Here is a 13,623-nt window from a genome sequence, read left to right on the forward strand (position 1 = left end):
ACTTGAGCAAACAGTGTCCAAAAGTGCTGAATACATTACGCCAAAATCCAGTATTAATTTAGCCGATGGAGACGTTGTATTAGGTAAAGCCTTGGCTGAAAAACTAGAACTATCCCTAGGTGACACTGTAACTGTGCTATTACCAGAGCCAGGTACACAATCGCTCGCCAGTATTAATCGTATCAATTTAACTCTAGTGGGTACGATTAATTTAGGCGGTCAATTAGATATGAATTATGGCCAAATTACTTTAGGAAAAGCGCAGCAATTAAAGCGTTTTTCAAATACTGAATTTGATGGCCTACAAGTTAAAGTAGCGGATGTGTTTTCTGCAAGGCAAAGCGCTTTGTCTATTGGGCAATCACTCGATGAATTGGTATATATTGAAACTTGGTATCGCTCACAAGGTAACCTATACCAAGATATTCAAATGGTACGGCTTATAGTGTATATCACTGTATTTTTAATTGTAGCGGTGGCAAGTTTTAATATTGTGTCCACGTTGATTATGGAAGTGAAAGAAAAGCAGTACAGTATTGCGATATTAAAAACCATGGGCGCTACTGATAGCACAATTATCCGCTGCTTTTTACTGCAAGGTGTGCATCAAGCTGCGATAGGTTTAGCGTTAGGGCTGGCTTTTGGTGTTTTGTTATCATTAACCATTAGTGATATCTATTTATTTTTAAGTGAATTATTGGGTAAAAATGTACTCTCTGGAGTGTATTTTATTGATTATTTACCGAGTGAAATTAACCTTAAAGATTTGGCTATTACTACAGTAATTACTTTTACCATGGCTGTGGTTGCTTGTATTTATCCTGCTGTTAAAGCGAGTAAAACGGATCCTGCTAAGATTTTAGGTCATTAGCTTTAATCTCATTAGTGTAAACAATGTCCTTTTTGTGTTACATCTATTGCTTTAATAAAGAAATAAATGAGGTGGCGATATGCAGTGGCAACAAGTGTATGATTTTTGGTTTAAACAACTGAAAAGTGAAGATTGGTTTCGTGTCAATCCAACACTTGATGAAACCATCCGCAATCAATTTGAAGCAACATTGATTGCAGCAAGTAAAGGTGAACTTAGCGACTGGCGAATCAATGCAAAAGGTGCGCTTTGTGAAATAATTGTACTTGATCAATTTTCTCGAAATATTTATCGCAATACCCCAAGTGCATTTAGTCAAGACGCGATAGCCCTTGTGTTAGCTCAGCATGCTATTGAAAAAGGCTTTGATAAGCAGCTCACACAAACGGAGGTCGGTTTTCTATATTTACCTTTTATGCACAGTGAAAGTATTAAAATTCATGAAGTTGCACTCTCACTCTATGCTGAACATCCTAACTTAGATTTTGAAATAGCCCATAAAAAGATCATTGATCAGTTTGGTCGCTATCCGCATCGCAATGAAATTCTTGGTCGAGTGTCTACTGAACAAGAATTAACATTTCTGACACAACCCAATTCATCTTTTTAACGTTACTGCTTGCTTTGCCGTTGTTGAATCAGTAGAGTGAGACAATTGAAATTTTCTAAAGATGTATTATGGAAAACCAAGAACAAAAACCACAACCAACTCAAGCTGAAATTGAAGCAGCGCGTAATCAATGGACACGTGAAACACTTGATCGTGCAAATAAACACTTAGCAGAAAAAGGCATTCTTCCAAAAGCGATTTTAGATAAAGAAAGTCGTTATCTTGCACCTATGTGTGCAATTTGGAAAATTAAAAGCCAGCAGGGTAAAACCTATTGGGTAATTTCAGGTAATTTACCAACGGATCATGTTGAAGTAACTGCTGCAACCAACGCACGTGATGCATTACGTTATTTTTCATTCCAATGGCAAATGAAAGCAGAAGAAATTATGAATGCAGGTGTACGAGAAAAAGCACAAGTTGATTTTGCTAATCTTCTCGTGAACCGTGCGCATGGTTTGTATGATCTTTACAACAACGACAAACTTTGGGCTAGTGTACCAGCGTAAACGGTTTGGGATCAAAGCGCGACAATGGGCATACCAAACGTTGTCGCGCAATACCTGCTTCCATAAACACATTGCCACGGGCTGAATAGCCACACTGTGTAAATTTATCTTTTTCTATCAGATTACAATTAAACGACAGTTCTTCTGCACCCAGTTGCTTTGCACAAAGCGCAATCTGCTGAAACATCAAATTGTAAAACTCATTGGTACGATACGCTTGAAGTACTGCCACTCGGCCAATTTCACCTAGGTTGTTTATGCGAGCGGTAGCAATACTATTGCCTTGATGATCAATACCAAGCAAATGCTGACAGTTTAAATCGCATTTATCAAATTCAACATCAATAGGTATATGGTATTCATAAACAAATACTTTTTCCCTAACTTGCTTTAATTCTTTGCGTTTTTCGCGCCACGTCACTTGCTTAAATGTAAAGCTCATCAATGCCTCAACTAATCAAAATACCAATAGCCCTCATTTAAAAGATTAGTAAAGTTTTGTATAAAGTGTGAACAACTTGTGGAACTTTTTATCTGATCGGATGTCATAGTCACGTTCTCACAAAGTGTTTTTACCCACGATAAGCAGTTATTTGGCAGGGTTAATACGTTACCGTTCACCGCAAATAATACCGCATCTTCTGTTGATAAATAAAAGCAACGAAGGCCACCTAAACGATGGATTTCAATATCTTGGCTTAGTAATTCGCGAACGTAATCTTCATCAAATTCATCTTCAACTGGCGCTAAATCTAAGTCGTGTTTAGCTTCACTGAGACTTTGCAAAAGCCACAAATTAAAGTCGTTTTCGTTATTAAGCGCATTTATCATTTGTGTCTTAACGTCATTAACTTCGCTTTGAAAAAATTCACCAGGATTGCTTCGAAGTTGTATCGTTGGATCGCTATAACGTTTATTACCCGAATCATTATCGATTAAATAGTCTGAAAATGATGACAACAGTTCGCGTTGATTAGGTGCTCTAAAACCAACAGAGTAGTTCATTGCATTTTCTACTGCATAGCCTTCATGTGGGCAGCCTGGTGGAATATATAAAATATCGCCAGGTTCAAGTATTTCATCAATACATGCTTCGAATCCATCGATTTGCAGCAAATCTTTACATGGAATGACTTCATTAACTGTTTGTGTTGATTCGCCAACACGCCAATGACGTTTGCCTTGGCCTTGTATTATAAAAACATCGTACTGATCTAAATGCGGGCCAACACCACCGCTTGGCGTTGAAAAGCTGATCATCAAATCATCAATACGCCAGTTTGGGATAAAACGAAAAGGTTCGATTAACTGAGCTGCATCTGGATGCCAGTGATCTACCGCTTGAACAAGCAGGGTACTGTTATTGGGTGTTAGTAACTCAAAGTCCTCAAATGGACCATGATACGCTTGCCATTCATTGTTGTGATTGGTAATTAGGCGCGACTCTATGCATTCTTCCATGGCAAGGCCGGCAAGTTCATCAGGACTTATTGGATCAGCAAAATCAGCAAAACCTGACTTAATTAATGCTGGTTTTTTTTGCCAATAATGATTGATAAACTCTTGCTGTGAGAGTGTAATTATTCCATCTGGCGTTTTGATATTAAAGCTGAGCTGATACATAACTGTCTCTAAAAATTAGTATTAAAAAAGCGAAAGATATTTAAAATACCTTCCGCTTTTTATTCAAGTAAAAACGTTTTTTAAATAACGTTTATTTGATGTCGTCGATAAATTCAACTGCACGTCCAATGTAATTAGCAGGCGTAAGTTGTTTTAATTCTTCTTTTACCGCTTCTGGTAATTCAAGGTTATCGATGAAATCCGCCATAATTTCTTTATTAACACGCTTACCACGTGTTAACTCTTTTAATTTTTCATATGGCTTTTCGATACCGTATTTACGCATTACCGTTTGAATCGGCTCAGCTAAAAGTTCCCAGTTTTGATCAAGCTCAGCTAATAGCTTATCTTGGTTTACTTCTAGTTTGCTAATACCTTTTAGTGTTGCTTGGTATGCGATTAACGCATAGCCCATGCCTACACCTAAGTTACGTAAAACCGTTGAATCAGTAAGGTCACGCTGCCAGCGAGATACTGGTAGTTTTTGTGCAAGGTGCGCAAAAATAGCGTTAGCAATACCTAAGTTACCTTCAGAGTTTTCAAAGTCAATTGGGTTAACTTTGTGAGGCATTGTTGATGAACCGATTTCACCTGCAATTGTTTTTTGCTTGAAGTGGTTAAGTGCAATGTAACCCCATACGTCACGGTCAAAATCAATTAAGATAGTGTTGAAACGTGCAATCGCATCGTAAAGCTCAGCGATATAATCGTGTGGCTCGATTTGTGTTGTGAACGCATTCCACTCAAGACCTAGGCTTGTTACAAACTTTTCTGCATGTGCATGCCAGTCGTAGTTTGGGTAAGCGCTAATGTGTGCGTTGTAGTTACCAACTGCACCATTGATCTTACCTAGTAATTCTACATTTGCGATTTGGTCGCGCTGACGCTTAAGGCGCATGTACACGTTAGCCATCTCTTTACCCATAGTCGAAGGTGAAGCTGGTTGACCGTGGGTACGACACATCATCGGGATTGTTTGGTATGCTTTTGCAAGTGAATGTACTGCATCAAGTAGTTTATCGCAGTAAGGTAAAAGTACGTTTTCACGTGCTTCTTTTAACATTAGGCCGTGCGATAAGTTGTTGATGTCTTCTGAAGTACATGCAAAGTGAATGAATTCGTTGATTGCATTTAGCTCAGCGTTGTCAGCTACTTTTTCTTTAAGTAGGTATTCAACAGCTTTAACGTCATGATTGGTTGTACGTTCAATCTCTTTAACACGCATTGCATCTTCTTCATTAAAGTTTGCAACGATGTTATCTAAGATTTGATTTGCTTCAGCGCTTAGTGATGGTACTTCATCAATACCTTCTGCAGCAGCAAGTGCTTGTAACCAACGAACTTCTACAGTTACGCGGTATTTAATTAGGCCATACTCACTAAAGATTTCTCTAAGCTCAGTTGTTTTGCTGCCGTAACGACCATCAACAGGTGAAATAGCAGTTAACGCTGAAAGCTCCATAATCACTCCTAAATTTTTGTACTAGAGATTAACAATACTGTTTTGCAATTTTGACAATTTTACCTTTGCCAAAAAAGAAGTGGCGGCGTTTACCACCTACTTGGCGCCATAATACTGCGGCGCGAATACCTGCAAGTAACAATGCACGAATGCGATGTTGCACCGATTGTTGTTGTAACAGCGCAGGTTTTCCAAATACTTGAATACGTTGCCCAAGCGGGCTAATGACATCTGCATAGATGTCAGCAAGGCTAGCAATTATGGCATCATCTGAGATTGATAAATGTGCAAGACGATTCTCAATACTGCTGATACGTGTTGCCAATTCGTTGAGCGCTTTGGGGTTTGCATTTAACGCGCGCTCTAATTGAATTAACCCACCTACATATTTTACTAATTCAATGCTTTTGTTTTGGCCGGGGTCGAGTTGTTCAACAACTAATTGATAACCTTGGCGTAAATCCATATCACGAAATACATCTGACGGTGCATCTGGATTGGTAACTAAAATACCCGAAAGTAGTTGCTGCATTTCATAATCGGTAATTGAACCGGTTTGCGCTACTTTTTGTACCGCTTTGGTGATTTGGCACATAGCAGCCAGTGCCATTACCTGATTTTTATCCATTAGCGGATCACCGAATCAATAATACCGCCACCTAAACAGGTCTCTTCTAGGTAAAATACGGCTGATTGGCCTGGTGTTACCGCTTTTTGTGGCTCATCAAATAACACACGGGCTACACCGTCTTCACCTACCAGTAAGGTACATGGAATATCTGTTTGGCGATAGCGGGTTTTCACTGTACAGCGAAGTGTAGCTTTTGGCCCTTCACGGTCAACCCAGTGTAGTTGATTTGCCATTAAACCGTTTGAATATAGGCGAGGGTGATCTTTGCCTTGACCAACTACAAGCACATTACGTGTGATGTCTTTATCAACAACATACCAAGGCTCACCTGAACCTTCTTTCATACCACCGATTAGTAAGCCTTTGCGCTGACCGAGCGTGTGGTACATTAAGCCTTCGTGTTCGCCTACATTGTTACCTTCGCAATCTTCAATGGTACCCGGCTGAGCTGGTAAGAATTTTTGTAAGAAGTCTTTAAATTTACGCTCACCAATAAAACAGATGCCGGTACTGTCTTTTTTATCGTGCGTAATTAGCCCTTGCTCTTCAGCAATGCGGCGAACTTCTGGTTTTTCGATTTCACCAACAGGGAACAAAGTTTGTGCAACATGTTCGTGGCTTAATGTGTAAAGAAAATAGCTTTGATCTTTATTGTCATCAAGGCCGCGCACTAACGTCGCTTTGCCGTCTTTTTCAGCGCGGCGAACGTAGTGACCTGTTGCAATATAGTCAGCGCCGAGCGCTTCTGCAGCAAACTCTAAAAATGCTTTAAATTTGATTTCTTTGTTGCACATGATATCTGGGTTAGGCGTACGACCTGCTTTATATTCAGCAAGAAAATACTCAAATACGTTGTCCCAGTATTCTGCAGCAAAGTTTACGGTGTGTAATTCAATACCTAGTTTTTCACACACGGCTTGAGCGTCTTTTAAATCTTGTGCAGCCGCACAATATTCATCAGTATCATCTTCTTCCCAGTTTTTCATAAACAAGCCTTCAACCTGATAGCCTTGTTGCTTTAGTAGATAAGCTGAAACTGAAGAGTCTACACCGCCAGACATGCCAACGATTACTTTGATGTTACTGTTGTCACTCATAGTATTGAATTACTCCGAAAATTTGAGGCGCGAATTATATCATAGCTGTTTTAATAAAACATGTTCTAAAATGACTACGCCTAATGCTTAATTATTCTCTGTTATAAGTTTAAATTCACCATTTTCAATACCATCAAGGGTATATCTACCAATTGAATAGCGAATTAAGCGAAGAGTAGGGTAACCAACATGGGCTGTCATACGTCTTACTTGGCGGTTTTTACCTTCGGTAATGGTGATACTTAACCATGTGGTTGGAATTGATTTGCGCTCACGAATGGGTGGCTTGCGCGGCCAAACCTTTGGTTCATCCATGCGTTTTACTTTTGCCGGAAGTGTTTTACCATCTTTTAGTTCAACACCTTGCGCTAGCGCATTGATTGCTTCTTCTGAAACATCACCTTCTACTTGCACCCAGTAAGTTTTGGGTGATTTATGTTTTGGCGAAGCGATTTTATGTTGTAGCTTACCGTTGTTGGTCAGTAACAAAAGGCCTTCACTGTCTCTATCGAGGCGACCTGCTGCATATACATCTTTTATATTGATAAAATCAGCGAGTGTTTTCCTTTCACCTTCATCAGTGAATTGGCTGAGTACATCAAATGGCTTGTTAAATAATACGATATGAGTTGGCCCTTGATGCGGTTTAACTTCGCGCTCATAAGATGCTTTGCGTTTAAATGCTGCTGGCTTTTTTTTAGCAGGTTTATTTGTTTGTCTATTAATGTGAGCTGATTTTGGTTTTGATAGTCGTGTCATAGTGATGAGTGAAAAAAGCGCTTGATGAAAATTGTAGCAAATAAAAAAGGGCAACAACATGCTGCCCTTTTTCATTCATTCTAAAATATTATGCAATTTGAGCAATGATATTGTTGAATGTCTCGCTTGGACGCATTGCTTTGTATGCAAGTTCTTCATTCGGTTGGAAGTAACCTTGAATATCTACAGCAACGCCTTGCGCATCGTTAAGCTCTTTAACAATTACCGCTTCATTTGCAGTTAATTGCTCAGCAATTGGTGCAAACTTCGCTTTAAGCTCAGCGTCTTTGTCTTGTGCAGCTAGTTCTTGTGCCCAATACATTGTTAGATAGAAGTGGCTACCACGGTTATCAAGCTCATTTACCTTACGAGAAGGTGATTTGTTCTCAAGAAGGAATTTTGCTGTTGCCGCGTCAAGTGTATCTGCTAGTACTTGTGCTTTAGCATTACCAGTATTTACCGCTAAGTGCTCGTAAGATGCTGCAAGCGCTAAGAACTCACCTAGAGAATCCCAACGTAAGTGGTTTTCTTTTTCGAATTGTTGAACGTGCTTAGGTGCTGAACCACCGGCACCAGTTTCGAATAAACCACCACCGTTCATTAATGGAACGATTGATAGCATTTTTGCACTTGTGCCAAGCTCAAGAATTGGGAATAAATCAGTTAGGTAATCACGTAGTACGTTACCTGTTACTGAAATTGTATCTTGACCTTCTTTGATGCGTGCTAATGAGAATTGCGTTGCTTCAAATGGTGCAAGAATACGGATATCAAGGCCGTTTGTATCATGGTCTTGAAGATATTGGTTAACTTTCTTAATTAACTGTGCATCGTGAGCACGGTTTTCGTCTAACCAAAATACTGCTGGAGTACCGGTAGCACGTGCACGGTTAACAGCAAGTTTAACCCAGTCTTGGATTGGTAGGTCTTTAACCTGACACATACGGAAGATATCGCCCGCGTCAACGTCGTGAGACATTACTGCATCGCCAGCTTGGTTAACTACACGTACCTGACCTTTTGCTTTAATTTCAAATGTCTTGTCGTGTGAACCGTATTCTTCTGCTTTTTGAGCCATAAGGCCTACGTTTGGTACGCTACCCATAGTTGTTGGATCAAAGGCACCGTTTTCTTTACAGAAATCAATTGTTGCTTGGTAAACACTTGCGTAACAACGGTCAGGAATAAGTGCCTTAGTATCTTTTAGTTTTCCATCTGGCCCCCACATTTGGCCTGATGAACGGATACATGCAGGCATAGATGCATCGATGATGATGTCGCTTGGAACATGTAAGTTAGTGATACCACGGTCAGAATCAACCATCGCAAGCGCAGGGCGGTTTGCATAAACAGCTTGTAAATCAGCTTCAATTTCAGCGCGTGTTGCTTCATCTAATTGTGCGATTTTAGCGTAAACATCACCAATACCGTTGTTTGCATCTACACCTAGCTTTTCAAATGTCGAAGCGTGTTTTGCAAATACATCTTTATAGAATACTTTTACAGCATGACCGAAGATGATTGGATCTGAAACCTTCATCATGGTTGCTTTCATATGTAATGAAAGTAATACGTCTTCGTCTTTTGCTGCGTTGATTTCACGCTCTAAATAGGTATTTAACGCTGCAACATTCATTACAGAGCTGTCGATGATTTCGCCTGCAAGTAATGGAACTGATGCTTTTAATACTTCAACATCACCGTTTTCATTTACGAATTCAATACGTACATCATCAGCAGAGTCAACAGTTACTGATTGCTCTGATGCGAAGAAATCACCTTCAGTCATTGATGCTACATGTGATTTAGAATCGCTTGCCCATGCACCCATTGAATGTGGGTTATTTTTTGCGTAGTTCTTAACAGAACCTGGTGCACGACGGTCAGAGTTACCTTCACGTAATACTGGGTTTACAGCACTACCTTTAATTTTGTCGTAAGTTGCTTTTACTTTTGCTTCTTCTTCGTTCTTAGGCTCTTCAGGGTATTCTGGAAGTGCGTAACCTTGTGCTTGAAGTTCTTTAATTACAGCTTGTAGCTGAGGAATAGAAGCACTGATGTTAGGGAGTTTAATGATATTAGCTTCAGGTGTTTTTGCTAGCTCACCTAATTCTGCAAGCGCATCACCTATACGTTGTTCTTCAGTTAAATACTCAGGGAAATTTGCGATTACACGACCTGCTAAAGAGATATCACGTGTTTCTACGTTCACGTTAGATACAGCGCTAAACGCTTTTACAATTGGTAAAAACGAGTACGTGGCTAATGCCGGTGCTTCATCCGTTTTTGTATAAATTATCTTAGATTTACTAGTCATTATTATTCCTAACTTTTAAATGCCATTTAAACACGGCGTTCAATACTTACATTGAAAGGGGTGTGATTTTGCTAAATCACAAAAATTGAATGTAATTGACTTAGTCTAGCGTTATTTTTATTGCTGACAATTGGCCGATAGTATAGCAGGGCTAGTTTAAATAAAAAGAATTAGCAATCACAAAATGTTCAATTGACACGGGGTGGTTGAATTTCAAGCATAAAAAAAGCGGGCGATCCGCTTCTTTATTATTGTAATTTGTTTAAGGAAAAACCCTTAAACATCGCCTTCTGTTGGCGCAATATTGGTCGCGTGTAGGCCTTTAGGACCTTGTTGCAACTCAAATGTTACATCTTGGCCGGCTTTAAGTGTTTTGTAGCCATCCATTTGAATGGTTGAAAAATGAGCAAAAATATCATCAGTACTACCTTCTTCTACGATAAACCCAAACCCTTTTGCGTTATTGAACCATTTGACTTTTCCGCAAGCCATACCTCAACATCCTTCTATAAGTTGACTAAAATCATGTTATTCTACATGGTAAATTATCTACCAAGGCGAAAATGAACCAGTGTTGCAGATTACACAAACTGTTGTTCGTAAATTGCTTAGTAAATAATCACCTATTGACTGTAGTTTATATGAACAAACAGTCAAGTATTTTTTAATTGTTTTTTAACAATTTAAAGAAATTTTTAATTTTTAAGACTCAAAGTTGCTTGAGTTTACAAGAGATGACTATATTAAATTATGAGTGGTACACAATTTTCAGATTTAGTAGATAGCCAAAAGGAAAAGCAGCGACAAAGCATTAAACCGCCGCGCAAGTATAAAGTCATTCTAAATAACGATGACTACACGCCGATGGATTTTGTTGTTGAAGTCCTAACACGTTTTTTTAGCATGGATTCAGACAGGGCGACTGAAATCATGTTGAAGGTACATTACGATGGTAAAGCCGTGTGTGGTATTTACAGCGCCGAAGTTGCTGAAACGAAGGTAGCGCAGGTTAATCAATATGCGCGTGATAATGAACATCCACTGTTGTGTAGTTTTGAGCCCGAATAAAGAAGTTATGAGAGGAGTTTATTATGCTTAATAAAGACTTGGAAATTACCTTAAACTCCGCATTCAGAGAAGCGCGTAGTCGCAGACATGAATTCATGACTGTGGAGCACTTACTGTTAGCATTATTAGATAATCCGTCAGCTATTGATGCGTTATCAAGTTGTGGTACAGATCTACAATCACTAAAAATTGCGTTGTCAGATTTTATTGACGAAACAACGCCAATAATCCCTGAATTTGAAGAGGATAGAGAAACTCAACCAACACTTGGTTTTCAACGAGTACTGCAACGTGCTGTTTTTCATGTGCAATCATCTGGTAAGAGCGAAGTAAATGGCGCTAACGTACTTATAGCAATTTTTAGCGAGCAAGAGAGTCAAGCTGTTTACTTACTGAAAAAAAACGACATTACTCGTCTTGATATCGTCAATTACATATCTCACGGAATTTCTCGTATTGACGAAGAAAATCACCATGCTGAAGAAGAGCAAGAAATTGAAAGTAGTACTGAACAAGCGATTGACGATAAGTCTAAGCTTGAAAACTTTACTACCAATTTAAATACACAAGCGGAACTTGGATTAATTGACCCTCTGATTGGGCGTGATAGTGAAATCGAACGCACGATTCAAGTATTGTGTCGTCGTAAAAAGAATAATCCACTGCTTGTCGGTGAAGCGGGTGTTGGTAAAACAGCGATTGCTGAAGGCCTTGCATACAGAATTGTAAATGAACAAGTGCCTGAAGTGATTTCTGATGCAACCGTATTTTCATTGGATATGGGTGCTTTACTTGCTGGTACAAAATACCGCGGTGATTTTGAAAAACGTTTTAAATCATTGTTAAAGCAGCTACAACAACACAAAAACGCGATTTTGTTTATTGACGAAATTCATACCATTATTGGCGCAGGTGCAGCCTCTGGTGGCGTAATGGATGCCTCAAACCTAATTAAACCATTACTTTCAAGTGGCAAACTTCGTTGTATGGGCTCGACAACGTACAACGAATTTAAAAATATTTTTGAAAAAGACAGAGCATTGGTTCGTCGTTTCCAAAAAATTGATATTGTTGAGCCGTCAATTGCGGACACCACCAAAATACTAATGGGCTTGAAAGAACGTTACGAAGAGCACCATGGTATTCGTTATACGCAAACAGCACTCAAAGCGGCGGCAGAGCTATCAGCAAAATATATAAATGAACGTCACTTACCTGATAAAGCAATTGATGTGATTGATGAAGCAGGTGCAAGCCAACGTTTATTACCGGCATCACGCCGTAAGAAAACAGTTACAGTATCTGATATTGAACATATCATTGCGAAGATTGCACGTATACCTGAGCAAAATGTATCTAATTCAGATAAACAAGTTCTGCAATTGCTTGACCGTAATCTGAAGATGGTTGTATTTGGTCAAGATGATGCCATTGATGCGCTAAGTGCAGCAATTCGCCTTTCACGTTCAGGTTTATCAAGTGATGATAAACCAATTGGTTCATTCCTGTTTGCAGGTCCTACCGGGGTTGGTAAAACAGAGATCACGAAACAATTAGCTAAGTGTTTAGGGGTTGAATTAGTTCGCTTTGATATGTCTGAATACATGGAAAAACATGCGGTTAGCCGTTTAATTGGTGCGCCTCCTGGTTATGTAGGCTATGAACAAGGGGGGTTATTAACAGATGCAGTGATTAAACAACCTCATTGCGTGGTGTTATTAGATGAAATCGAGAAAGCGCACCCTGATATTTACAATGTATTATTGCAAGTGATGGATCATGGTACGCTAACCGATAATAACGGTCGTAAAGCTGATTTTAGAAACGTGGTACTGGTAATGACCACTAATGCGGGTGTGCAAGAAACCATTCGTAAATCAATTGGCTTTAAGCAACAAGATCATAGCCATGACGCAATGAGCGAGATTAATAAAACATTCACCCCTGAATTTAGAAACCGCTTAGATAATACAATTTGGTTTAATCATTTAGATGAAAAAGTGATCTTGCAAGTAGTTGATAAGTTTATTGTTGAACTTGAATCGCAACTGGATGCCAAATCAGTGTCGATAGAAGTAACTGAGCCAGCACGTAAATGGCTTGCTAAAGAAGGGTATGATAAAGCAATGGGCGCACGCCCTATGGCACGTTTAATTCAAGAAAAATTGAAAAAACCATTAGCTAACGAAATTCTATTTGGTCAGTTGTGCGATGGTGGAAACGTAAAAGTGAGTATTAAAGATAAACAGCTCACTTTTAGTTATGAAAAGGAAAGCGTTGAAGCCTAATCTTTAAACAAAAAAAGCCCGCTAATTTAGCGGGCTTTTTTATATTCGATACTGCTAAATTAATTAGCGAGCACGGAATACAATGCGACCTTTTGAAAGGTCATATGGCGTCAACTCAACCGTAACCTTGTCGCCAGTTAAAATACGAATATAGTTTTTGCGCATTTTACCAGAAATGTGTGCAACAACCACGTGACCGTTTTCTAATTCAACGCGGAACATAGTGTTAGGGAGTGTGTCAAGGACCGTGCCTTGCATTTCAATTACGTCTTCTTTCGCCATATTGAGCGTATAACCTCAGTTGTATTCTTTAAAGCTGCAGATTTTGCCGAAATCCAGTGCATATGTAAAGTGATCATTAGCATTTCACCTTAATTTTTAATTTCTA

The 13,623-nt window shown here is 39.2% G+C and carries 14 protein-coding genes; 5 read left to right on the forward strand and 9 right to left on the reverse strand.

Annotated features, from left to right (window positions below; translation table 11 throughout):
- From ABYD77_RS13685 to ABYD77_RS13695, 3 genes are all read left to right on the forward strand, one after another.
- The coding region (locus ABYD77_RS13685; RefSeq protein WP_372770686.1) for an FtsX-like permease family protein at positions 1-871 on the forward strand (871 nt) is incomplete at its 5' end.
- Between the two features lie 79 nt (positions 872-950).
- Positions 951-1,481 carry a DUF924 family protein gene (locus ABYD77_RS13690; RefSeq protein WP_372770687.1) on the forward strand — a complete coding sequence of 177 codons (531 nt, stop codon included), beginning with the start codon at positions 951-953 and terminating at the stop codon, positions 1,479-1,481.
- 68 nt (positions 1,482-1,549) lie between these two features.
- Positions 1,550-1,990, forward strand: a complete 441-nt coding sequence (locus ABYD77_RS13695) for a DUF4826 family protein (protein ID WP_372770688.1) — start codon at positions 1,550-1,552, stop codon at positions 1,988-1,990.
- Here the strand turns inward: ABYD77_RS13695 and ABYD77_RS13700 are convergent.
- The 8 genes from ABYD77_RS13700 to cspD all read right to left on the reverse strand — a co-directional run bounded on the left by ABYD77_RS13700 (position 1,974) and on the right by cspD (position 10,371).
- Complete coding sequence (locus ABYD77_RS13700; RefSeq protein WP_372770689.1) at positions 1,974-2,432, reverse strand: GNAT family N-acetyltransferase; 459 nt, start codon at positions 2,430-2,432, stop codon at positions 1,974-1,976. The genes ABYD77_RS13695 and ABYD77_RS13700 overlap by 17 nt on opposite strands.
- An 11-nt stretch (positions 2,433-2,443) precedes the next feature.
- On the reverse strand, positions 2,444-3,613 hold the full coding sequence (locus ABYD77_RS13705) for a JmjC domain-containing protein (RefSeq protein WP_372770690.1): 1,170 nt from the start codon (positions 3,611-3,613) through the stop codon (positions 2,444-2,446).
- 91 nt (positions 3,614-3,704) lie between these two features.
- Entirely contained in the window at positions 3,705-5,075 is a 1,371-nt protein-coding gene (purB, locus tag ABYD77_RS13710) for an adenylosuccinate lyase (protein ID WP_372770691.1), read from the reverse strand.
- A 28-nt stretch (positions 5,076-5,103) separates the two neighbouring features.
- Positions 5,104-5,703: a high frequency lysogenization protein HflD gene (gene hflD, locus ABYD77_RS13715; protein ID WP_372770692.1), complete on the reverse strand. Its 600-nt coding sequence runs from the start codon at positions 5,701-5,703 to the stop codon at positions 5,104-5,106.
- Entirely contained in the window at positions 5,703-6,803 is a 1,101-nt protein-coding gene (gene mnmA, locus ABYD77_RS13720; RefSeq protein ID WP_372770693.1) for a tRNA 2-thiouridine(34) synthase MnmA, read from the reverse strand. Before mnmA ends, hflD begins: the two co-directional genes overlap by 1 nt.
- 87 nt (positions 6,804-6,890) lie before the next feature.
- Positions 6,891-7,562 (reverse strand): rRNA large subunit pseudouridine synthase E, encoded by a 672-nt coding sequence (locus ABYD77_RS13725; RefSeq protein ID WP_372770698.1) that lies wholly within the window; start codon positions 7,560-7,562, stop codon positions 6,891-6,893.
- An 88-nt stretch (positions 7,563-7,650) separates the two neighbouring features.
- Positions 7,651-9,879: an NADP-dependent isocitrate dehydrogenase gene (locus ABYD77_RS13730; protein WP_372770694.1), complete on the reverse strand. Its 2,229-nt coding sequence runs from the start codon at positions 9,877-9,879 to the stop codon at positions 7,651-7,653.
- Between the two features lie 276 nt (positions 9,880-10,155).
- Positions 10,156-10,371 carry a cold shock domain-containing protein CspD gene (cspD, locus tag ABYD77_RS13735; RefSeq protein WP_372770695.1) on the reverse strand — a complete coding sequence of 72 codons (216 nt, stop codon included), beginning with the start codon at positions 10,369-10,371 and terminating at the stop codon, positions 10,156-10,158.
- A gap of 258 nt (positions 10,372-10,629) precedes the next feature.
- On the opposite strand from cspD, the gene clpS reads away from it, so the two are divergent.
- Positions 10,630-10,947, forward strand: coding sequence for an ATP-dependent Clp protease adapter ClpS (clpS, locus tag ABYD77_RS13740; protein WP_372770696.1), 318 nt, complete (start codon positions 10,630-10,632; stop codon positions 10,945-10,947).
- Between the two features lie 23 nt (positions 10,948-10,970).
- A complete protein-coding gene (gene clpA / locus ABYD77_RS13745; RefSeq protein ID WP_372770697.1) occupies positions 10,971-13,235 on the forward strand; it encodes an ATP-dependent Clp protease ATP-binding subunit ClpA in 2,265 nt (754 codons plus the stop codon).
- Positions 13,236-13,298: 63 nt separating this feature from the next.
- On the opposite strand, the gene infA is transcribed toward clpA, so the two are convergent.
- On the reverse strand, positions 13,299-13,517 hold the full coding sequence (gene infA, locus ABYD77_RS13750; protein WP_010560183.1) for a translation initiation factor IF-1: 219 nt from the start codon (positions 13,515-13,517) through the stop codon (positions 13,299-13,301).
- Positions 13,518-13,623 lie beyond the last annotated feature (106 nt).

The sequence above is a fragment of the Pseudoalteromonas sp. genome (genome assembly GCF_041629635.1).
Classification (GTDB): Bacteria; Pseudomonadota; Gammaproteobacteria; order Enterobacterales; family Alteromonadaceae; genus Pseudoalteromonas.